19 protein-coding genes are annotated in these 23,164 nt (G+C 45.3%); 8 read left to right on the forward strand and 11 right to left on the reverse strand.

What is annotated here, in order from left to right; all coding sequences use genetic code 11:
• The first annotated feature begins 177 nt into the window (after positions 1-177).
• A complete protein-coding gene (locus QUA77_RS11900) occupies positions 178-594 on the forward strand; it encodes an NUDIX hydrolase (RefSeq protein ID WP_333036989.1) in 417 nt (138 codons plus the stop codon).
• Positions 595-789: 195 nt separating this feature from the next.
• Here QUA77_RS11900 and QUA77_RS11905 read toward each other — a convergent pair whose 3' ends face one another.
• The 6 genes from QUA77_RS11905 to petC all read right to left on the reverse strand — a co-directional run bounded on the left by QUA77_RS11905 (position 790) and on the right by petC (position 5,904).
• Positions 790-1,272 (reverse strand): hypothetical protein, encoded by a 483-nt coding sequence (locus tag QUA77_RS11905; protein ID WP_333036988.1) that lies wholly within the window; start codon positions 1,270-1,272, stop codon positions 790-792.
• Positions 1,273-1,323: 51 nt separating this feature from the next.
• Positions 1,324-2,376, reverse strand: a complete 1,053-nt coding sequence (locus QUA77_RS11910; RefSeq protein ID WP_333450262.1) for an FAD-dependent oxidoreductase — start codon at positions 2,374-2,376, stop codon at positions 1,324-1,326.
• Positions 2,377-2,691: 315 nt separating this feature from the next.
• Positions 2,692-3,138 (reverse strand): photosystem II protein PsbQ, encoded by a 447-nt coding sequence (gene psbQ, locus QUA77_RS11915; RefSeq protein ID WP_333036986.1) that lies wholly within the window; start codon positions 3,136-3,138, stop codon positions 2,692-2,694.
• Between the two features lie 111 nt (positions 3,139-3,249).
• On the reverse strand, positions 3,250-4,101 hold the full coding sequence (locus QUA77_RS11920) for an alpha/beta fold hydrolase (RefSeq protein WP_333036985.1): 852 nt from the start codon (positions 4,099-4,101) through the stop codon (positions 3,250-3,252).
• A gap of 105 nt (positions 4,102-4,206) precedes the next feature.
• On the reverse strand, positions 4,207-5,196 hold the full coding sequence (petA, locus tag QUA77_RS11925; protein WP_333036984.1) for a cytochrome f: 990 nt from the start codon (positions 5,194-5,196) through the stop codon (positions 4,207-4,209).
• A gap of 165 nt (positions 5,197-5,361) precedes the next feature.
• Positions 5,362-5,904 carry a cytochrome b6-f complex iron-sulfur subunit gene (petC, locus tag QUA77_RS11930; protein ID WP_242717315.1) on the reverse strand — a complete coding sequence of 181 codons (543 nt, stop codon included), beginning with the start codon at positions 5,902-5,904 and terminating at the stop codon, positions 5,362-5,364.
• Between the two features lie 214 nt (positions 5,905-6,118).
• Between petC and QUA77_RS11935 the strand changes: the two genes are divergently transcribed.
• Together QUA77_RS11935 and QUA77_RS11940 are read left to right on the forward strand one after the other, a co-directional pair.
• On the forward strand, positions 6,119-6,436 hold the full coding sequence (locus tag QUA77_RS11935; RefSeq protein WP_333036983.1) for a DUF3067 family protein: 318 nt from the start codon (positions 6,119-6,121) through the stop codon (positions 6,434-6,436).
• A gap of 410 nt (positions 6,437-6,846) precedes the next feature.
• A complete protein-coding gene (locus QUA77_RS11940) occupies positions 6,847-7,155 on the forward strand; it encodes a carbon dioxide-concentrating mechanism protein CcmK (protein WP_006631236.1) in 309 nt (102 codons plus the stop codon).
• A 203-nt stretch (positions 7,156-7,358) separates the two neighbouring features.
• Here the strand turns inward: QUA77_RS11940 and QUA77_RS11945 are convergent, their stop codons facing one another.
• From QUA77_RS11945 to QUA77_RS11960, 4 genes are all read right to left on the reverse strand, one after another.
• Positions 7,359-8,825, reverse strand: a complete 1,467-nt coding sequence (locus QUA77_RS11945; RefSeq protein ID WP_333450263.1) for a calcium-binding protein — start codon at positions 8,823-8,825, stop codon at positions 7,359-7,361.
• A gap of 670 nt (positions 8,826-9,495) precedes the next feature.
• On the reverse strand, positions 9,496-10,341 hold the full coding sequence (gene tatC / locus QUA77_RS11950; protein ID WP_333450264.1) for a twin-arginine translocase subunit TatC: 846 nt from the start codon (positions 10,339-10,341) through the stop codon (positions 9,496-9,498).
• A 183-nt stretch (positions 10,342-10,524) separates the two neighbouring features.
• A complete protein-coding gene (locus QUA77_RS11955; protein ID WP_333450265.1) occupies positions 10,525-11,469 on the reverse strand; it encodes an NAD(P)-dependent alcohol dehydrogenase in 945 nt (314 codons plus the stop codon).
• A 177-nt stretch (positions 11,470-11,646) separates the two neighbouring features.
• Positions 11,647-13,821, reverse strand: coding sequence for an EAL domain-containing protein (locus tag QUA77_RS11960; RefSeq protein ID WP_333450266.1), 2,175 nt, complete (start codon positions 13,819-13,821; stop codon positions 11,647-11,649).
• A 245-nt stretch (positions 13,822-14,066) separates the two neighbouring features.
• Here QUA77_RS11960 and QUA77_RS11965 point away from each other — a divergent pair, with 245 nt between their 5' ends.
• The 4 genes from QUA77_RS11965 (at position 14,067) to QUA77_RS11980 (ending at position 21,441) form a co-directional block, all read left to right on the forward strand.
• Entirely contained in the window at positions 14,067-17,927 is a 3,861-nt protein-coding gene (locus tag QUA77_RS11965) for a PAS domain S-box protein (RefSeq protein WP_333450267.1), read from the forward strand.
• A 361-nt stretch (positions 17,928-18,288) separates the two neighbouring features.
• Entirely contained in the window at positions 18,289-19,047 is a 759-nt protein-coding gene (locus QUA77_RS11970) for an SDR family oxidoreductase (protein WP_333062067.1), read from the forward strand.
• Between the two features lie 137 nt (positions 19,048-19,184).
• Positions 19,185-20,282: a DJ-1/PfpI/YhbO family deglycase/protease gene (locus tag QUA77_RS11975; protein ID WP_333450268.1), complete on the forward strand. Its 1,098-nt coding sequence runs from the start codon at positions 19,185-19,187 to the stop codon at positions 20,280-20,282.
• Between the two features lie 454 nt (positions 20,283-20,736).
• On the forward strand, positions 20,737-21,441 hold the full coding sequence (locus QUA77_RS11980; RefSeq protein ID WP_333036975.1) for a rhomboid family intramembrane serine protease: 705 nt from the start codon (positions 20,737-20,739) through the stop codon (positions 21,439-21,441).
• 256 nt (positions 21,442-21,697) lie between these two features.
• On the opposite strand, the gene QUA77_RS11985 is transcribed toward QUA77_RS11980, so the two are convergent.
• Positions 21,698-22,888 (reverse strand): Ig-like domain-containing protein, encoded by a 1,191-nt coding sequence (locus QUA77_RS11985; RefSeq protein ID WP_333450269.1) that lies wholly within the window; start codon positions 22,886-22,888, stop codon positions 21,698-21,700.
• Between QUA77_RS11985 and QUA77_RS11990 the strand changes: the two genes are divergently transcribed.
• Positions 22,875-23,164, forward strand: a 290-nt coding sequence (locus QUA77_RS11990; RefSeq protein WP_333450270.1) for a hypothetical protein, incomplete at its 3' end; no start/stop codon positions are given. The two genes, QUA77_RS11985 and QUA77_RS11990, sit on opposite strands and share 14 nt — an antisense overlap.

Raw genomic sequence — 23,164 nt, forward strand, 5'->3', positions numbered from 1 at the left:
GAGTGCATGGGAATTTCCTCTTTTCGACAAGCAGGAAAAGCCAAATATGTTTATTCTCCACTTTATTGCTGTCTTAACTTGGGAAGTGTCGAGACTCAGGATGCTGTTTTTATTTTTTAGTTGTAAACCGTTCATGAGGTTACAGCAGCTTTTGTAGCCACAAATATTGCCGAAATCATGAGTATAAAAATCGCTTTACTGGTTGATCAATCGGGGGTAATTCCCTATCGCATTCAAGACGGACAAATTGAAGTAATGCTGATTACTTCTTCGGCTAGCAAGCGCTGGGTGATTCCCAAAGGATTAATTGAACCTGACATGACTCCCCAAGATTCCGCTGCCAAGGAAGCTTGGGAAGAAGCAGGTTTGTTGGGTAAAGTGTTCCCGGATTTGCTGGGAACTTACGAGTATCAAAAGTCCGGCTACACTTGTCAGGTAGAAGTATTTTTAATGCAAGTGCAAGCTGTTCTAGAAATTTGGCCGGAAGCTAGCAGGAGAAAGCGACAGTGGGTAAGTATTCCTAAAGCAATTAAGCGGGTTAATGAACCGGAACTCAAACTCATTTTAGCGGATTTGCCGAATAGGTTCTGGTGATTCAGTCAGGGATGTAGCACCTAATTATCTAATGTGCGCCGAGGCGCATATTACCGCCATAATTCGCGCGTCAAACCACTTTTTGGTCTTAGTATAAACTTGTAGGGTGCGTCCGTAAGCTAAATTTTTGGAAAATCGAGCTATGATTACTGACGTACCCTACAAACTTATGATATCAGTGTAAAAAGTTTCCCCTTAAGCGTTAGCTGAGAGGAAAGGAATGCTTTCGGCTAAGTTATCCTTAACTTCAACTCCCTGTTTTCTCGCCCAAAACTGACTCAAAAAGTGAATTTGTCGCAAGCCGACAACTAAATTTAAACCGGGTACAAAAATCCACCAAACTGTTAGTGGCTCTTTGATTCCTTCTTGACGGTACAATTCGTTAACTGTCTTGTAAAGTTTGAACTGCACGATGTAAATCCAAGCAATACCCAGGAAGGAAAACCAACCAAACCATCCGGGAACGTCAGGGTCGAATATCCGCAAAGCTTGGGGGACGGCTACTCCTAAAACAAAGGGAAGCAAGCAAAGGGTTCCCGACCAACCGCTGCCGTTATAGCGACGCAATTCTTCTTGAATAATCCATTTGTACCATCCGTAATATAGCAGCAAGCTGACTCCAGACAGCAAAATTACTCGCCACAAAGAGCGGGGTTTACCTAAAGGTTTGTCGGACATATTTAGCTGTAAGATATGAATTGCTATCTTGATTGTATTAACATTTATTAATTATTGCAAAATCATTTCTCGAATCGATCGCGCGGTTGCAGGGGCCAGCAGAACACCGTTGCGATAGTGGCCGCTGGCGATCAAAACGCGATCGTTACCGGGAAGCGTCTCGATAATTGGGGCCGGCCGCCCTTCCGGCCGCGGGCGCAATCCTGACCATTTCCTGATGATTTCAGCTTCTGCTAAGGCGGGACAAAGTGATCTCGCCCTCGCCATCACTTGCCCCAACATATCAGCATTCGCCTGAATTTCCCCGTCATTTTCGGAAAACTCCACCGTCGCCCCCACCCAAAATTCCCGATCGCCCAAAGGCACAATGTGAACGTCATCGCAAGTAATTACCGGCCTAAAATCAGGGTTTCCTAAAGGCTTTGCCGATCGCAAATGCAGCGCTTGTCCCAACACCGGGCGAATGTCAACCAACTGATTTAACGATGCAGTCACAGCAGCAGAACCCAAACCAGCCGCCACAATTAGTCGATCGAACTTTAAACTAGCAGCAATCTCCGCTGCTTCAACGCGCACGCCAAACTCAAAAATCACCCCATTTCGTTCAGCAGCATCAACCAAAGCCAAAGTTAGCGCCGTCGGATCGACTTGCCGGTCTTGAGGCGAATAAATCGCAGCAATAATGCGATCGTTTAAAGAGAGATGAGGACAGAGTTCGCGCACTCGTTCCACATCCCAAAGTTCCAATTGCCAACCTTGAGAACGGCGAGTTGCTATCAATTTTTCCCACTTACTTAAATCCTCTCCCTCCGAACAAAGCATCAAAATTCCTTGTTTGTTAAAAGAAATTTTTCGCCCCGTAACTGCTTCCAATTCGGGAATCAAAGTTTCGTAGCGCTGAAGGCTGGTTTCCCTCAACTGCCAATTTCTACCCTTAGTTTTGTGGCTGATAACTCCCATCAAAACACCGAGTGCCGCGCCAGTAGAACCTTGGGCCGGCGGCTGTTTGTCGAACACAGTAACTTTCAGTTCGGGGAATTGACTTAGTTCAAAGGCGATCGAAGCCCCAACAATACCGCAACCAATAATTGCAACGCGAACCATTCAATTTTAGATTTTAGATTTTATATTTTATATTTTATAGAAGTTTTTCGTAGGGTTCTGAGCGCAAAGCGTGTCAAATCAACAGTAAAACCCTCTGTTTTTATCGTTTGTGTCAAAGTCTAGATCCCCCTAAATCCCCCTTAATAAGGGGGACTTTGAATGCTCTGCCCCCCTTTTTAAGGTGGAGTTTGAATACTCTTTTCCCCCCTTACTAAGGGGGGTTAGGGGGGAGCTAGACTTGACTACAAGCGATATTTATTATGGGTTTCAGTCTTAATTTGACACCCATCAATTGCCAAGCCTACAAACCCCAAGCTATGAAGCTTTAGGAATTAGCTGCAAGAAGGTATCGAAATCATTGACAGCTTTTTGATAGCTGGCCGTGACTTTTGCATAGTCAAGCTCTTTAGCAGCAAGATCAATGTTAACCAAATCGGTAAACAAACTCTTAGTTAAATCAACAGCTTGTTGTTGAGCACTAGGCAATAAACTCGCAGAGACGGTTTTCATGGTGTTCCGCAAGTCGCCTAGAGGCCCGTGAATGTAAGTTCTGGTGTCAACCCAATTCCGTTTTTGAATTAGGGTGCCCAGTTTATCCATGCGCGAGCGGAACTCTGTCAGAGTAGGAACATAGCGCTGAATTTGCTGGGTCTGAGCTGCTGTGTAAGTCGTTGGAACTTTTGCTTCGACACTGCTGCAACTAACCAGAAATGCCATCAAAAACGCCATCATCAAGGCAAAAATTGAACGGGGACGAGTCATATCGATTTTAGATTTTAGATTTTAGATTTCTCGTTCTCAGGCTCTGCCTGGAAATGCAGCTCGGCGAGGAGCTGGTTCACTGACCTAGCACCGAGAGTTATGTACAAAATATTATTTTACCTCCTGGCGGCGCAGAAAAGTTATCACAGCATCGCCAACTTTTTCTGACCAATGTTCTTGAGGATAATGCCCCGCTTGTTCCAGTGTGACTAACTCTGCATTTTGCAGGGAACCGACTAGCTTTTTAGCAGGTTCAACACTCAGCCAAGGATCTGTCAAACCCCACACAAATAAAGTTGGTCGAGTCCATGCTTTCAAGCCGGATTCAATTTCGGCCATTGACTGGGGCAATTGAATATTGCGGACAGTATTCATCAGGGATCGACCTGCATCCGAACTCTTCAAAAACGGGCGGCGGTAAACATCTAAATCCTTGTCTGATATTGTCTGCCGGCTGCCGCCTTCGAGAGTTCTGTCAACCAAAAGCGGGTCTTGCGTCATCATGTCGCCAATAAAAGGCAGCCCCAACTGCTGCATTTTCCAAGGCAATTTGATATCTGGTGAAACTGGTGTATTTATGATGGCTAAACGCTCAATTTTATCGGGATTGCGTAAAGCGTATTGAATGCCGGCTGAAGCTAAAAATCCTTGGACAACGAGGGAAAAGCGCTCTAATTCTATAGCTTGAATAAAGCCAGCGAGGGCGTCAACAAAAGCATCGGGAGTGTAGGCAAAGTCGCGCTTGTCTGGTTTTGCCGATCGCCCGTAACCCACCCAATCAGGGGCGATCGATCTAAATCCCTGGGCCGCCAAATCCGGCATCATTACAGTCCAGGTAAAACTCTGGGACGGCAAACCGTGCAGCAGCAGTACGGGCGGTTTACCAGTTTCGTTAACCGGATTTGTTTCCCGATAAAACCATTGCAGCGGGCCTACTTCAACTATTTTCTCATCAATTGACATTATTTTACTGGTTATTTATCAAACAATAAGGCGGGTATTCCCCGCCCTACTTACCTAATAGTTGGGTGTACACAGAGTACCTTACCCAACTAATTACAGCCGCGTTTAGAAATTCATTTCAGCAGCTTGAACTTTTTCGACCTGTTTCTTCTTGAGAACGAGCATAATTTGAGCCAGCATGGTTATAGCCACGAAAGCCATCAATCCTTTAACGCGATCGGCACTTTGCAGCACAATCTCCACGTCTTTTTGACCGAAGCCGCCCACATTAGGATTGTTGGTCAAAAGTTCGCCTGCTGCAACTGTTTGTCCTTCGGAAACAATCAGTTCTGGGCCTGCAGGAATCGTATCAACAACCGCTGCACCTTCGGCAGGTTGAATTGTCACTTGATAACCGCCATCTTCAGGTTGAGCAATCTTAGAAATGGTGCCAGCTACCGAAGCATTGTAAACAGTATTATTGCTCTTTTCGCCAGTAGGATAAACCTGACCGCGGCCGCGGTTGCCACCAACATAAATTTGGTATTTGCCGTAGTGAACCGACTTGTCTGTTTCCGGATTCGGCGACAAAACGGGGAATACCAATTCTTTGTATTGTTCTCCCGGCAGTGGGCCCACTAAAACAATATTTTCTTGGGTTTCGCTGTAAGGTTGGAAGTAAAGATCGCCGACTTTTTCCTTCATTTCTTCGGGAATTCTGTCAGCGGGAGCAATCTTGAAACCTTCGGGCAACATCACAACTGCGCCGACATTCAAGCCGGTTTTGCTGCCGTCGCCGCCAACTTGTTGAACGTTAGTATCGTAGGGAACTTTGACAATAGCTTCAAACACCGTATCTGGCAAAACAGATTGCGGTACTTCAACTTCAGTCGGTTTTGCACCGAGGTGACAGTTAGCGCAAACAATCCGGCCTGTTGCTTCGCGGGGAGTAGCGGGTGCTGTTTGCTGAGCCCAGAAAGGGTAAGCAAATGCTGCTTGGGGAAGTGCGATATCGCTGGTGAGGAAAAATCCTGCAGCTGCGATCGCAATTAAGGCTGTTTTCGCGATCGTCCTGGCACTGCGGCGAAATATCGCAGATAAATTAGTTTGTGGCATTAGAGTATTCAATCTCAAAGGTCAGACAATTTTGGATTTTGGATTTTGGATTTTGGATTTTGGATTTTGGATTTTGGATTATTAGACTGGTTTAGGGATGCACTTATCTGTGGTTTTCACCATTCACCCCCTATCTAAAATCTCAAATCTAAAATCCAAAATAGTTTAAGACCACCAAGGTGCTTCGCCGGTGCGGAAATCAGTTTCTGTCCAAGTTGTAAAAGCGATCTTGTCATCTGCGACAGTGGCGTGGGCCAGGGCCAGAGACAAAGGCGCGGGGCCGCGTACCACTTTGCCCTCATTGTTGTATTGAGAACCGTGGCAAGGACAGATAAACTTGTTTTCGCTAACATTCCAAGGCACGACGCAACCCAAGTGAGTGCAGACTGCATTGATGCCGTAGTCGGCGATAGATTGGTCTTCTTTCACCACAACATAGGTGGGGTCGCCTTTGAGACCTTGGGCTAAGCTGCGATCGCCCGCAGGGTGCGAAGCCAAATATTCGCTAACGATGATGTCGTTACCCAAAGCATCTTTAGCTGTCACTCCGCCCCCAACTGCCCCACTCGACGGAGGAACAAAATATTGGACAACGGGATAGAGTGCGCCCAGTGCCACACCTGTGACTGTACCGAACGTCAGCAAATTCATAAATTGGCGACGCCCCATATCGGGGACATCGGGATTTCCAGCAGAAGATTGAGCCATGACCTGCCTTTACGGTTTTAAGTTACGTTTGTTTGTTAGCTGTTAGCGAACCTGTACGTGCAGAGGAAGGAGGATAATTGCCGTTAATCTGCTCGCACAAATTTTAGGCCGCGAAAATTCCTTTTAAGAATGCGCCTTCCAGCCTTTATTAGAGTATTATTACATTTTTTGAACTTTGTCTTTTATTGTTTAATGGATTAACTCAGGAGCAACCATGACGGGCCAGGATTTACACCAGCTACTGCTAGAAAAATGGGGAAAGTCTTACGATATCAGATTGCGGCGAACGCGGGGCAAGATTTTTGTGCAAGTTATGTGGAAATATCTAGAACAGGCATCTTTTCCGATGACGGAGGCTGATTATTTCGAGCATTTGGATGCGGTGGCCAATTACCTCAACGGCTGGGGGAGCACAGAACAGGTGAGAGAATATATCGTAACTACTCGCGATCGCCCGCGCTTGGGTAAAGCTGTCAGCGTTCCTCTAGATTTGGGTGAAAGAGCCTCCGAGTGGTTGCTAGACGAGTTTTGAATCACTCCGTCGATTTTAGATTTTAGATTTTAGATTTTAGATTGACTCCACAGCCGGGATCTGGCGGAGTTCCCTAAAGTTTTGTGTCGCGCCGCGGCTGGATTAGTTGAGCCCAAAGTCCCGAAAATCGATCGGCGAGCTTGTCATACGAGTTGCCGCTGGTGAGAAACTAAGCTGTGGCGCATCTAATTTGCACAGGTGTTTTGATTCAAAGTCTTGTGTGGCGGGCTTTGCTGCGCGCGCCCAACTGTGGGATTTAAAGCGACAACAGTTTCTGGGGCTTTTTAGAGGCTTTTTAAATTTTCGGCGATCGGACTTCTAGCTTACCAAAATCATCCGAACCAATTTCTGTCAACAATTTCACATACAATGAAGGTCAGATATCTTGTGAAACTTAGGAGAATGTTGTAATGGGTGTTGCACTGGGAATGGTTGAAGTCTTAGGATTTCCCGCTGCAGTAGAAGTTGCGGACTCAATGGTGAAAGCAGCCCGTGTTACTTTAGTTCGCTATGAGAAAATAACCCGCGCCTACTGGACAATTATAGTGCGAGGAGATGTTTCTGAAGTGCAAGCAGCCGTTGCTGCTGGAATTGAATCAGTTAAAAAGGTCGATGGCGGAAAGTTGCTATCGTATCACATAATTGCTCGTCCCCACGAGAATCTGGATTACGTTTTGCCGATCGGCTATACTCCCGAAGTCGAACAGTTCCGAATGTAGTCAAAGTTTTGACAAAACTTTGGTGTGGAATTTTAACTTTTAGTAATTATAGAGGCGCGGGCGATCGCGTCTCTATATTTTTTTGCTGCGAGTCGATATATTTTTGTGCTGTGTTTATCTGCGGTATATTTTGCTGAAGCAGCAGGCAGAATAACTTGGAATTCTTAACCGCAGATAAGCGCAGATCAACGCAGATAATACAATCAGCCAGTAATCAAATCACTGGCGGTGATTGTGTGAACTCCCTTCAGAATTCCGATGATTTGGCCATTCTGAAAAATCCCGGTATCGATATCTAAACCATTACTCACAGACTTAGAAGTTATGTCTTTAAACGGAATTTGTTCAGACGGAGCGGGAGACGGAGCGGGAGACGGAGCGGTAGAACGTACCAAAAGTTTATCTTCACCTTGTTTGAAGTCAGCAATAGTATCTATTCCCGAACTCCTCCAAAGCCTAAACTTGTCAGCGCCCCTGCCACCAACCAGATAGTCATCACCGCTCAAGCCAAACAACAAGTCGTCGCCCCCCCCGCCAATCAACGTTTCGCTGCCGTATCCGCCAAGCAGAGTATCGTTAAACCTAGAACCGATCGCTACTTCGAGGCCGGAGAGCGAGTCTACGCCACCGAACCCGTCGGAAGCCCGACCTAACCCAGACTGGTCACCGACAGCCCCCAACTGGAGATAGACGCCAATTCCTGCATCGCTGTACGATACTGTGTCGATGCCATCTTCTCCATTGAGCCAGTCATTGCCAGCACGACCCGACAAAGAGTCATTACCGCGCCCGCCCAAGAGCGTTTCATTGCCGATCCCGCCAACTAAGGTGTCGTCGAAGTTAGAACCGATAACGACTTCAAGGCCAGATAGTGAGTCTACACCGTTCTCTATTACGATCGGGTGCCGGGACCTCCCCGTGAATGCTATACCGCCAAATCCATCGAGAGCCCGACCTAACCCAGACCCGTCGCCAATAGGCGCCAACTGTAGATTGATACCACTTCTCGCACCTATGTACGATACTGTGTCGATGCCATCCCCTCCATTGAGCAAGTCATTGCCAAGCCCGCCATCGAGATAGTCATTACCCCTGCCGCCGTTGAGAGTGTCGTGGCCGTTGGTTGCTGGGGAACCACCATAACCTAAGAGATCACTGCCATCAGACAGAGTGTCATCGCCATCGTCGCCATTGAGCAAATCGTTCTCGAAGCCGCCTTCGAGTTGATCGTTGCCAACTCCGCCATATAGAATGTCACTAAGACGCCAACCGCTAAGAGTGTCATTTCCTTCTCCACCGTAGAGCGTGTCATCGTTACCAATTGTTGGCTGCTCTCTAATATTGCCACTGTAGTCACCAAGCACATAATCATTGCCTGCTCCGCCGTCGAGCAAGTCATAAGCTTTGCCTCCTCCATAGAGACTGTCATTGCCAAGTCCACCAAGCAGAGTATTAACGTCGGAAGGATAATCGTCCCTTCCACCATAGAGGAGGTCATCTTCACTTCCACCATCGAGACTATCACAGCCCAGACCACCATCGAGAGTGTCATTGCCAGCCAAACCATCAAGAAAGTCGTTGCTAAAAGAGGAACTAAAAGGGTTGGATAAGTAGTCAGCTAAGTAGTCAGGGCCTGAAGTGCCCGATGTTGTGCTAGAGATTATTGTCATGTATTTAATTTCCTCTGCATATTAATAAACTGAAACCGTCAAGAAGGTAAAAATTTACAGTGTGGATTTTTAAAGTGAATTTACTAAAAAATCAACCCAAAAAACCAAAAATTCTCTTATCTTAGGTAGGCCAGACACTCAAAATATCTAGCTAAACTTCAGCGAGCCAGCTTGACTTTATTGCGGAGGTTTTAGATTATTGTTCAGTAATTTCACTGTGTTGGTATGTTATCTCTAAATTGAATACTAAGGATCAGCTTGTGTCAAATCTTCATGTAAACCTTAAAAACTAAATCATTAAAATAACTTATGATTGCCAGCCCGATCGCCTAAAGAATAGTGTGAATTAAGCCTCAAAACCTTGACCCCAGACACCTAACACTAAACTTTGCTAATGTGAATTTTATATTTTATTTTAAATACTTATCCAACAGATACTAAATCAGCAAAGATTATCATATAAAACAATCAACTTACTCAAATAGCTGAGAAGCTTAGCTTTACACAATATTTATCAGCTTACTTAAGTAAATAGGGAATTCGCCCTCAAAATAGCTGAAGCAATGTTTTTAAGATAAGTTGACAACAATCCCAATCTCGGCTAAAAATAGCAGACAATTTTAAAATTCAGATGTGCGCTAACTTTTACATTGTCTGCTATTCTTAATTCTCATCGTCCTAAAAGCTTCACCAAACCAACCCCGCCAAAATACAAGCTCAGCACCGCACCTCCTAAAAGACTTTGCGTTAAAGGGTCAGTAGAAGGCGTTAACACCGCTCCCAAAACTGCCGCTCCCAAGACTACATACCGCCAGCCGGAGAGCATTTGGTTAGAAGAAACTATGCCCAAAACGCCGAGCAATACTTGGACGATCGGGATTTGAAAAGCTAAGCCGGTGCTGAACATTAACAGCAGTACAAATTTAAAGTATTTGTCGATCGACCACAACTGCTCTACAACATCCGCCCCATAGGTAACAAAGAAGTTAAGCGCCGCCGGAATCAGAGCGATGTAAGCAAATACTAAACCGCCCAAAAATAGGAAACTCGAACCGAAAAACACCGGCCCCAGCAACCTGCGTTCTTTGCGAGTCAAGCCGGGGAGAACAAACAGCGCTATCTGGTAAAAAATAAACGGAGTGGCGAGCAGCAAACCGCTGTATCCGGCTACTTCGATAGAAACAAAGAAATACTCGCCGGGAGCTAGTTGCAGAAACTTGACGGGGCCGGCCGGTACTTCTAGCAGTTGCACGATGGGTTTTACTGTCAAAAAGCAACCGATTACAGCGATTACTACTGCAATTAGCGAGTAGAAAAGTCGCATACGCAATTCTTCTAAATGCTCGAATAAAGACATCTCAACTTCATCGGGAAGTTCGTCGAGAAATTCGTTTTCTAAGTTGCGGGAACCCATCGCACCGCCGGCGATTGGTGCAATGCTGTTTTCGGAGCTAATTGCTTCGAGGTTGTTGTCGGAACCTTGTTCGGATGTCTCCAAGTTTGAGGGAGAAGTCATAGGGAATGGGTAATTGGTAATGGGTAATTGGAAATGGGTAATTAATTGGCAATTGGAAATTGAGAATAGTTATTTCATATTTGCTCCGACTTCCTTCTTCATTCTTTATTCTGACTTCAGCAGCAGAAGGAACGATCGATAATTAATCCGTGTAGCGGTGTCAAAACCCGTGCCGTGCCTTGATTATTCAATCACGATCGCAATTTTGCCGATCGCGCGGCCGGTTTCGCTGTAAGCGTGGGCTGCTGCTACTTCTGCTAAGCTGTAAGTGCGATCGACAATCGGCTCAACTTTATCGGATTCTATTAACTCCCGCAAAGCCCCTAAATCGCTGGGGTTGGCATTGGCTAGAATGAATTTAGCTTTTTTACCCGATATAAACCAGCTCGTTAACATCGGTGCGAGGTTCTCGAAACTTGGCAAAGTCGATATATAAATTCCCTCTGGTTGCAGCACTTTTTCGCATTCAGCAAATGTTCTTGTCCCGACAGCATCTAAAATTATATCATATTTATCGGTTTGTTGAGTAAAGTCAATTTCTTCGTAATCCAGGACAAAATCGGCTCCCAAACTCTTGACCAATTCTCTATTTTTAGCACTGCAAACTCCCGTTACTTCCGCATTCATTGCTTTCGCAACTTGCACGGAAAAAGTGCCGACTCCGCCGGAAGCGCCGTTAATTAATACTTTATTTCCTGCTTGAATTTTACCCAAATCCCTGAGCGATTGCAAAGCAGTTAAACCTGCGATCGGTACTGCTGCTGCTTCTGCATGAGTGATGTTTTTCGGTTTAATTGCTGCATCCGATTCTGCCACGACCGCGTATTCGGCGCAAGCACCCCCACTGATGGGATTTAAGAAAGTATAAACTTCATCTCCGGGTTGAAATTTAGTGACTTCCCGGCCGACTTCCACGACAACTCCTGATATGTCAGAACCGACAATTCGAGGAAAGTTAAATCCTGTTAATAGTTGCAGGTGTCCTTGCCGGATTTTCCAGTCTACGGGATTGACGCTGCTAGCGCGAACTCGTACTAACAATTCGTTGGATTTGGCGATCGGCTTTTCCAACTCTCGGTATTGCAATTCCTCGGCTGAACCGTAGCGATCGAACGCAACTGCTTTCATGGCAAATTTTCCGGTTTATTTCCAATAGAACATTCAATCCTTTACAATTACAGCACATTCGATCTAAATGTGACACAGCAAATTGAGCTAGCCTTGTAGCAGCGGGCGATCGACTCTTGGAGGCCTCTAGACAAGGCGCAGGCGTGAGGCAATGGGTTCGCTGGCCCAGTGCGATGGCTAGCGATTAAAATTAATAGGGACGGGGCGGGCGATCCCATAACCCTGAGCATAATCTACTCCAATCTCCCGCAATTTTTCTAAGATAGCCTCGTCTTCGACAAACTCAGCTATAGTTTCAAGATTCATCGCATGGGCAATACGATTAAAGCCTTCCACCAGCGCTTGAGAAATCAAATTATGACTAATATTCTTGACAAAAGCACCATCAATTTTTAGATAATCAACTGGTAAATTTATCAGATACGCAAAGGAACTCAACCCACTGCCAAAATCATCTAAAGCAAAGCAACAGCCAATTTTTTTGAGTTCGCTCATGAAATATCTGGCTTGCTCAAAGTTTGCGATCGCTGCGGTTTCGGTGATTTCAAAGCCAATGCTTTGTGGGGGGACTTGGTAGCGAGAAAATTGTTCGATTAAAAATCTCAGAAACTGATTGTTACTAATGCTAGCCCCAGAAAGATTGATCGTATACAAGCCTTTGCTAAGAACATCTTTCTCCGGCAATTTGTGATAATTAGAGAAAAAAGTTTCGATTACCCAACAATCGATCTCAGTTATCAAGCCGTAACGCTCGGCGGCGGGAATAAACTCATTGGGAGATACTATTTTTCCATTTTCGTCCAGCATTCTGAGCAAAATCTCATAATGCTCTACTAATGGTTTAGAGGTAATAGAGACAATCTTTTGGTAGTAGAGACAGAAACGATTGGTTTCCAGCGCTCGGCTGATTTGGGAAATCAACTGCCTCTCACCACGTTGTTTAATTAGTTCGCTATCATCTAGACTATAAATATGAACACAGTTGCGGCCTCTGGCTTTGGCGGCATAACAAGCTGCATCAGCCGATCCCAGAAGCTCCCTCAAATCTTGGCTGGTTTTGTCAATAGCAACAACTCCAATGCTGACTCCGATGATAAAGGTTTTGCCATTCCAAATAAACCGAAACTGATGCACTAGGTCTTTGAGGTTTTCCGCAATCTGAGTTGCTTGAGAGAGCGAACATTGAGTGAGCAAAATACCAAATTCATCACCTCCCAAGCGAGCCAGCATATCATGAGCACGGACTCCCTGTTGAATAAGTGCGGTGATTTGGCGCAGTAGCTCATCGCCAGCAATATGACCTACGGTATCGTTAACGACTTTGAACTGATCTAAATCTAAATAACAGAGAGCGTGCTGCTCATTGGTATCTTTAACAGAGGCGAGCGCCTCAACTAGGTGCTGCTCAAATCTTCGACGGTTGATTAACCCCGTTAGGGCATCGTGACTGGCTTCCCAAGATAGTTGACGGGTGAGATAGCGCGATTCAGTAACATCATGAAAGACGATTACTGCCCCGATAATTTGACCTTGGCGGTCTCGAATAGGTGCTGCCGAGTCAGCAATGGGATACTCGGTTCCATCATCGGCAATCAGAATAGTATTGTTAGCTAAGGTGACAATTCGCTGCTCTAATAGAGCCTTGTTTATAGGATTCTCTACTGGCTCTCGCGTTACTTGATCAACAATTAGGAAGACTGTAGAGAAAGGAACTCCTTGAACCTCCTGAGTTTTCCAGCCTGTCAGTCGCTCAGCTATAGGATTGAAATATTTCACCCTACCTTGGGCATCAGTAGTAATGACCGCATCGCCAATGGATTGCAGTGTCACTTGAGCCAATTCCTTTTCGGCAAAGAGAGACTCTTCGAGACGTTGCCGTTCTTCAATTTCTATCAAGAGACGTATATTCTGCTTTTGGAGTCTTTGTTGCAGCCTTCGGATCGTTAGGTGGGTTTCGACACGAGCTAATACTTCTTCCACTTGAAATGGCTTAGCAATATAATCTACCCCTCCAGCAGCAAGCCCTTGCACCTTATTAAAAGTTTCATTTAGCGCACTCAAAAAAATTATTGGAATGTCTGCGGTGCTCTCGTCAGATTTTAATTGTCGGCAAACTTCATAACCATCAATATCAGGCAATTTAATGTCTAGTAAGATTAACTCTGTCGATGGTGATTGGGCCGCTCTGATCGCCATTGACCCTGTTATAGCACTGCGAACTTTATAACCCTCTTCCCTCAAAGTATCCCTGAGTAGACGCAGGTTATCAGGCAGATCGTCAACAATTAAAATATTGCCTCGGTAGTTTGTAGCTCGCTCGCTAACCCTATCGCTAGTTCTATCGATAATCATACTGATTTCCCTAGTTTTTTGCTAGACGACTATAAACATATGCACAAATAGTATAGTTGAATTATTAGCCTATCAAGCTCACTTTACGCAGAAAGAAGTCCTGCGATCCCCGATATATTGGGGTGGCAAGGGGGCGCAGCCCTACACAATCTGAATAGTTCGGTTAGGGGCAGTCCCCCCGTGGTTGCCCTTCTTCGCTTCGCCTAACATCAGAAGAAGAGTATTTCAACCCCAGCAGCCGATTTATGAACAAGCGGATTTCTCAAATGGCAAGTCTACTCGTCATGGCGATCGGGTGTCTCGTGCTACTGGGTTGGCAATTTGACATCTCGCTACTCAAAAGCGGTTTTCCCGGTATGGGTTCGACCATGAAAGCAAACACGGCAATTTGCTTTTTGCTGGCTGGAGTGTCTTTGAGATTGTTGCAGTACCAAAGAACCCGACTGCAAAATCGCATCGCTCAAGGGATGGCAGGATTCATAATCATCATCGGTTTGCTGACGCTGAGCCAGTATATTTTTGGTTGGAAGCTGGGTATTGATCAGTGGCTTTTCCCAGATTTCGTATCTTCAGCGACTCCTTATCCGGGAAGAATGGCAGTAAATACCGCCCTAAATTTTGTGCTGATGGGACTAGCACTCTTACTATTAGGGCAAAATTCCCAACGCGATACTTGGTTTGCTCAGATTTTTAGTAGTGTTGCAACTTTAATTTCTTTACTAGCTTTATTTGCGCACCTATTCCATGTCGATGTTCTTGAACGTTTGGCCACAATTACGACGACTCAACCCGTAAACACGATCGCCACCTTTTTCATCCTCTATGGAGGAATTTTATGGCTCCGCCCCAAACAAGGATTAATGCAAGTAGTAAACAGTCCTCTGGTGGGCGGAGTAATGGTTCGGTGGTTGCTGCCTTGGGGGACAATCTTTCCCGTGACACTGAACTGGTTGACTCTTCAGGGACAAAATTTAGGCTGGTATAACGTTAATTTTGGCTATACATTGCGTTCAACTGTTATGGTTGTCACGTTCTCAATTCTCATCTTGGGGACGGCTCGCTCTTTAAACCAGATAGATTACAGGCGCCAAAAAGCGGAAAAAGAAATTAAAAAACTTAACGAAACTTTAGAAATTCTTGTGGCTGAACGAACAGATGCTTTACAAAAATCGCAGGCTCGTTTTGCGGGAATTCTAGAAATCGCCAATGATGCAATTATTTCAGTCGATCGCACTCAACGCATTACCCTGTTTAATCAAGGGGCCGAAAAGATGTTTGGCTATAAAATTGAGGATATTTTAGGGAAGCCACTGAATTTACTGCTGCCAGAACAGTTTAGAGATGCACATCCGCAGCATATCAAACAATTTGCACAGTCTTCTACCAGAGCGCGAAGGATGGGAGAACGAGGCGAGATTTTGGGTCGTCGTCAAGATGGAACGCAGTTTTCGGCTGAAGCCTCTATTTCTAAGCTGGAAATGGGAGACGAAACGGTATTTACTGTTATTATGCGCGATATTAGCGATCGCAAACAAATTGAAATGGCTTTACGAAACAGTGAAGAGCAGTTTCGCCATGCGTTTGAAGATGCCTCTATCGGGATGGCGATCGTTTCACTTGATGGGCACTGGGTTAAAGTCAATCCTGCCTTATGTCAGATTCTTGGCTACTCCTCAGAAGAGTTGTTAGCGTTAACTTTCCAAGACATTACCCATCCTGATGATTTAGACGCGGATCTTAGTTATGCAAATCAACTATTAGCAGGAACAATTTCAACTTACCAACTGGAAAAACGGTATTTTCATAAACAAGGACATATTATTTGGATTCTTCTTGATGGCTCGCTAGTACAAGATGGACAGGGAAATCCACTGCATTTTATTGCTCAGATCCAAGACATTACCGCTCGAAAAGAAGCTCAAAAGACGCTAGAGCTTCAAAGCGTTATCATGAATAACATGGCAGGAGGAGTGTGTTTAATCAAAGCCTCAGACCTCATGCTCGTCTACACCAATCCTACCTTTGACGCTATGTTTGGCTACACAGAGGACGAACTCGCAGGTCAAGCCCTTGGTGTCTTGAATTATGTCGATACAAATTTTACACCAGATGTAACCGTTCTAGATATCGTCACTCAAATTGAACAGACTGGCGAAGCGAAATATGAAGTCCACAATAGAAAGAAAGATGGAACTCTCTTTTGGTGCAGAGTTCATACATCCAGGTTTGAGCATCCTGAATACGGAACTGTATATGTTGCCGTTCAGGAGGACGCAACAGAGCTAAAACTGGCTGAGCAAGCCTTACAAGCTACCACAAATCGCCTCAATTTTCTTCTAAACTACAGCCCCGTGGTCATTTCTAGCAGTAAACCTGCTGGCGATTATGGAGCCACGTTCATCAGCGAAAATATCAAAGATATATTGGGCTACGAAAGCAGCGAGTTTTTAGAAGATTCTAAATTTTGGGTGAATCACTTACACCCAGATGATGTAGAACCCGTACTTAATGACTTACCAAATGTATTGGTTAATGATTTTTATTTACACGAATACCGTTTTCGTCGCTCCGATGGGGTTTATCGCTGGATGCTCAGTCAGCTTAGGCTAATTCGAGATAATTCAGGTACACCAGTAGAAATCTTGGGATATTTAATTGACATTAGCGATCGCAAACAAGCTGAGTTGGAATTTCATCAGGCAAATGAAGCAAACCAAGCCAAGACTGTCTTCCTCGCCAATATGAGCCACGAACTCCGCACCCCCCTCAACTCAATTTTGGGATTCACGCAATTGATGAGCTATGAGAGAAATCTGACTCCTTCTATTCAAGAACGTTTACAGATTGTCAATCGTAGCGGTAGACATTTATTGGACTTGATTAACGATATTTTAGATTTATCCAAAATAGAGAGCGGACGGATGACACTCAATCTTTCTGACTTTGGTTTGACAAATTTGCTGGCTTCTATTGAAGAAATGTTCCAAGTTAAAGTCCAATCTAAAGAATTGCAACTAATTTTCGATCTAGCTCCCGACATTCCTAGATTTGTGCATAGCGACAATAAAAAACTCTACCAAGTCCTTGTCAATCTGCTCGGTAATGCGATTAAGTTTACCAACAAAGGAAGCGTCACCCTACGGGTAAGAGCAACACAAAGAGACAAAACATCTTGTCACCTATGTTTTGAAGTTGAGGATACAGGCGTGGGAATTGCGCCCAAAGAAATTGATAAATTATTTAAGATTTTCGTGCAAACGCAAGCTGGGAATAATTTGAGTCAAGGTAGTGGGCTTGGTTTAGCCATCAGTCAAAAACTCGTCAAACTCATGGGCGGTCAAATTCGCGTTAAAAGCACTTTGCGCCGAGGTAGCACTTTTTCGTTTGAGATTCCTGTACAGTTACCTCAAGCAGACTCCTTACCCCCAGAATCAAGTAATCAAAGAGTAATTGGTTTAGCTCCCGGACAACCGACTTACCGCATTCTTATTGTTGAAGATTTAGAAGACAATCGTCGCTTGTTAGTCGAGTTCATTACCTCGGTTGGTTTTGAGGTGAGAGAAGCAAAACAGGGAGTGGAGGCACTCTCGCTGTGGGAGAGTTGGCGGCCGCACCTGATTCTGATGGATCTACGAATGCCGATCGTGGATGGCTACACAGCTAGTAAATATATTAGAGAACGCCCTCAGAGCAAAGAAACTGTCATTATTGCTTTAACTGCCAGTATTTTTGAAGAAGAGCGAGAGAAAGTTGTTATGGCTGGCTTTAACGACTTTATAAGCAAGCCATTTCAGCAGAGAGACATCTTTGACAAAATCGCTAAATATTTGCCAGTGCAATATATCTACGAAGTCGTAGAACAAACTCCACAAAAACAATTAGTTGAAACGGTGTCTGGAGAAGATCTATCCATGATGTCCCCTCAGTGGTTAGAACAAATGTATCAAGCCGCTTACTATCTCGATACCGAAGTTATGAATGAATTAATTGGACAAATTCCAGAATCCAAAGCAAGTTTGGCTCAAGCACTAACCGATTATATCAATAATTTTAATTCTGATCGAATTATGGAGTTAATTCGACCTCTGCTGCCGAATCCACTGTAGTTATAGCGGTTCTCAAGTAAATGAGGTACGTAGTTGGGCTTTAGCCCTCTTCTTTAGTCGTTATATAAGTTGTCAGTCATACCTCATCTACCTGAGAAGAGCTATATCGAGTTTAAGGACAAAAAAGCTATAGTGCTTTCAGCAGTGGCTATATTTCCAATAGAAATCCACATGGAAAAGGATTTGGAAGTTTTTGGAGAAGTCTATTGCAGATATCCATCAGCTTGATGAAATGGCATACACATTGCATGGAATGTGCTGTATCATATAGCAATTCTATTTCATATGTGAAGGAGATTTATTCTTTTTATTAAATGCAGAGGGTGCTGAGGGGGCAGAGAAAGAGAAAAGAGATAGAGAAATGATTGATTTAACCGGAAAGGTAATTTTAGTAACTGGTGGCTCGAAAGGGATTGGTGCAGTGACGGTGCGGACTCTGGTTAATGCTGGGGCCGAGGTAATTTTGCATTACTTTCGCAGTCAGAAAGAAGCTGAAGCGATCGCAGGAAGTGTTGGGCGCGATCGCTGTTATTTATTGGCAGCGGATTTGAGGGTGGAAAACGCGGCCTCGACTTTGTGGCGAGATGCTTTAAAATGGCGCGGTCATATTGATATTTTAGTTAATAATGCGGGGATTATGCAGTCAGCGGGTATAGAGGACGAGTTCGATATTTGGTCTTCAGCTTGGCAGCAAACTCTACAAGTAAATTTAGTTGCCGTTGCCGATTTGTGCCGCGAATCTATCCTGCATTTTCAAACTCGCAGAGTAGGCACAATTATTAATATAGCAAGTCGCGCTGCTTTTCGCGGCGATGACCCGAATTATCTGCACTACGCCGCTTCTAAAGGTGCTATTGTTGCTTTAACTCGCAGCATTGCTAGAGGGTTTGCGGCTGATAATATTTTGGCATTTACAGTTGCACCGGGATTTGTCAGTACAGAAATGTCTAATCAGTTTATTCAGGAGTTCGGTGAAGCTGATATTATTCGCGATATCCCGATCGGCAAAATCGCTCCTCCTCAAGATGTTGCCAATGTTATCGCGTTTTTAGCGTCGGGTTTAGCTGCACACGCTACCGGGACTACGATCGACATTAATGGAGCTTCTTACGTGCATTGAGACAATTACAGTAAAATACCTCTCAAGGCCCACGCTGACACCTTTTAAAACTAACTCATTTATCACTTTAGCAAGACGCTAAAAACTCCATCAATCACTTAGCGTTAGATAAAAAGATAGTCTGAGGAAAGTTGATTATGACAACAGATAACGGCACCAACACCAAACGAGTTGCCATACTCATCGAAAATGGAGTAGAAGATTCGGAATTTCTAGTTCCTTACAACGCCTTAAAACAAGCAGGATTTGAAGTAGTTGTCCTCGGTTCGCGGACAAACGAAAAGTATGCAGGGAAACAAGGAAAAGTTGCCCAGCAGGCTGACGGAACTACCACTGAAGCAGTACCCGCAGAATTCGATTCAGTGATAATTCCCGGCGGTATGGCTCCCGATATGATGCGGACTAATCCCAATACAGTACGTTTTGTACGAGAAGCATTTGAGCAAGGAAAAATCGTCGCTGCTGTTTGCCACGGCCCGCAAGTTTTGATTGAAGCCGACTTGCTGAAAGGCAAAAATGCGACTGGTTTCTTGGCAATTAAAACAGACATGATTAATGCCGGAGCTAACTACATTAACGAAGCTTTAGTAGTTGACGGCAACTTGATAACTTCCCGCCAACCGGGAGATTTAGCAATATTTACCACGGCAATTATGGCTCGCCTCGGTTACGGCGGAAAAGAAGTCGGTTTGCCAGAAGAAACTGACACAAATGCAGAATGGTGGAAATTAGCTAATGGTTGGGGAGGCTCTACACAAGGCGACATCGTAAAAGGTTTGAATACCGCCCTCGCAGGGGAACGCTATGCTTGCGAAGCGTTTCAAAATTATGCGGAAAAAACCCAAGACAGCGATTTGCGATCGCTCTTGAGAGAAATGATTCAAAACAAACAGAACCACATCCTCGCTCTCGAAAAACGCCTCAACGATTTCGGTGAAAAACCATCAATTCCCGCCCAAATTGCTGACAAATACGCTAAATTAAAAGCCTCGATGCAAGGAACAGATGAAACGTTCTTGCTGCGGAGCACTCTAGGTGATTTGCAAACCGGTGTTGTCGATGTCAACAACCTGCGGGTGAAGTTCACAGATCCCGTGTCAACTGCCATTTTGACAGAGATAGAATCGGATTTGTCTAAGTGTGAACAAGTCGTTGCTAAAATCTTCCGCGCCCGTGCAGTTTCCCAGGAAATTAAGTCGCCTAAACCTTCGACTAGCCCCGCTGTAAAAATGTAATCAGCAAGGGGACAAATAAGTTTGTAGTTGTGTTGAGGTGTTAAAACCCCACCAATATCGCAACTACAAACTTGCTCTGCAATCCTATAATATACGCCTTTGCGGTAAAATAAAACCCAACACTAAAAAGCAGATATTCAACTAACTGCAAGGTGGAGGGTTTTCTTAAATGGGTTTTATTTTTGTTTCAGCGGAATACGGCGGATTTGAAGGAAGCTTGCGGCACCCAGGGGCGTTACCAGCCCCCGGGTTCATTCGTGCAGAAAAAAAAATCTAGTATCCGATAACCAGCCCCCGGATACATCCGTCAAGTCGCTTTCTTCAATTCTAAAATCTAAAATCTAAAATCTAAAATCTAAAATCGATTGACTTGTTCCCTCTTCCTTTAGACAGGAGACACCTGGGCTATAAATGCGCTACTGTGTTGCCAATATTTTGATGAGGAAAAAAGGCCGTGGTTCCCTTACGCGATGAAAATCCCATTACTATCACTCCCTATGTCACCTACGGGCTGGTTGCCGCAAACATATTAGTATTTTTGTACGAACTCAGTTTGGGCGATCGACAATTAACCCAATTCTTCTACTCTTGGGCCGTAATTCCTTGCCAGTTAAGCAATATGTGTCGGGTTGCTCTGCCAGTTTCGCCATTTCCCGAATGGACAACACTAATTAGCTCCCAATTCCTGCACGCAGGCTTTCTCCACATTGCCGGAAATATGTTATTTTTGTGGATTTTTGGCAACAACGTAGAAGACCGTTTAGGACACGTCAAATTTATAATTTTTTACCTTACTTGCGGCGTTTTAGCATCACTAACTCAGTGGTTTTTTTCCTCAGCATCTGCCATTCCTTCCCTAGGCGCTAGCGGCGCGATCGCAGGCGTCATGGGAGCTTACATTCTCAGATATCCCCAAGCCAAAGTTCTGACACTGCTTCCATTGGGAATTTTTATTACCACTGTCAGAGTCCCCGCTTTCTTCTTTCTAGGATTTTGGTTTGCACAGCAAGCATTGAGTGGCTTGGCTTCTTTAAATGCCCCGGCAAGTGTCGGCATGGAATCCGGGGGAGTTGCCTACTGGGCCCACGCTGGCGGCTTTGTTTTCGGCGCTATTCTCGGCCCTTTGTTGGGGCTTTTTTCTGAAGATAATCGGATTTAATTTTTCACCGCAGATGAACGCAAATTAACGCAGATAAAGTACCCAGGAAATCGGCGTTTATCTGCGTTAATCTGCGGTTTCAAACCTCTAATTTTTCTAAAAGTTTGGTGCTATGCTTGGCTCTTTGTTGGGATTGTTTCCTGAAGATAATGAGATTTAATTTTTCACCGCAGGTGAACAAAAATTAACGCAGATAAACTGCCAACAAAATCGGCGTTTATCTGCGTTTATCTGCGGTTTCAAACCTCTTATCTTCCTAGATAAACGTCAAATCAAATTCCGAAAGAGAAGAAACCCCAGTTACACCATTTAACTTCGCCAAAATGCGAGAATCGCTGCCGGTGAGGTTATTGCCATTGCCGTCATAAATGATGTAAGTATTGCCACCGGAATCGTAGGCAAACAAGAAAGCACTTCCTCCCAGAATATTTGCAGAAACCGTTGTCTGCACATTCAGCAGAACTTGGGTGTTACCGCTGAGATTCGCAAATCCGGGGGCAAAATTAAACTGATCGGCGATCGGCACACCGAGACCGCTAAAATCAGTAATCACATCGTATCCGCCCGCCGCGATCGCAGCCTCGATCGCCGCCGAAGAAGCCGCATCAAAGGCAGGGCCACCTTGTGCAGGGCTGGTATAGCGGAATTGATTGTTGCCGCCGCCCCCTGTCATGGTATCTGCGCCGAGGCCCCCTACGAGCACGTCGTTATCCACACCGCCGTTAATCGTATCGTTGCCGCCTTGACCATCAATAGTATCGCTGCCCGCCAAACCGTCCAAATTGTCCGGCAAAGAACCCCCAACTAAATTGTTAGGCCCGCTATCTGCAGGCAAGATTTGAACGGTGACAGTACCTACGCCCGGAATTGTCCCGAATCCGTCGCTGACGCTGTAGGTGAAAGCAGTTGTACCCGCTACGTTGCCGGGGATGAATTGCACTTGAGAGACAAGATTTACAGCTGCCCCCAGTTGTGGTGTGCTGACATTGATAATGCTAAGCGTCCCTTTTTGCGGGCTGGAATCGTTCGCCAGTACGTCGATGAAAGTGGGCAGCAAATTATTCGTATTGGTAAATACGATGCCGTCATCCACAGCAATCGGCGGCAGGAGAGTTGGAACAGTTACGGAGGTATCAAAAGAATTGATGTTAATTGCGACTGACGCTGCTGCCGTGCCGCCTTGGTCGTCAGCTACGCTGTAGCTGAAAGAACCGGCTTGCCCGATCACGTTTGTTCCAGGTTGAAATTTCAGCCCGAGTAAATCCTGAACGGTTAGCTTTTGGTTCACGGTGACGGGGTTCGTACCCGTAATTACCTGACCAAAAGTAGGATTGGGAAGTCCGACTACCGCGATCGACAGTGGCTGGCCCTCCGGGTCGCTGGGCGCCGAAATGCTCAGAGACAGAGGCAAATTCTGCAAACCAGTCACCGTCTTGCCCGCTTCCACGAGCGGCGGCTGGTTAGGAGTCGGAGATGTAAAACTCGGCGGAGTCGGCCCGCCACCCAAAGGCGGAGGAGTTGGGGGCACCGCAGTTGGAAGCGGGACTATCGAAGGACTCGGACTCGGAGTTGTCGCGCCCGCAGTCGGACTCGGACTCGAACTCGGACTCGTACCCGGAACCTGTATCGGCAATGGCTCTGTGGTTGGCTGGGTTGTCGTCCCCGTGGTTGGCTGGGTTGTCGTCCCCGTGGTTGGCTGGGTTGTCGTCCCCGTGGTTGGCTG

The sequence above is a fragment of the Microcoleus sp. K5-D4 genome, from assembly GCF_036704575.1.
In the GTDB taxonomy this organism is placed as follows: Bacteria; Cyanobacteriota; Cyanobacteriia; order Cyanobacteriales; family Microcoleaceae; genus Microcoleus.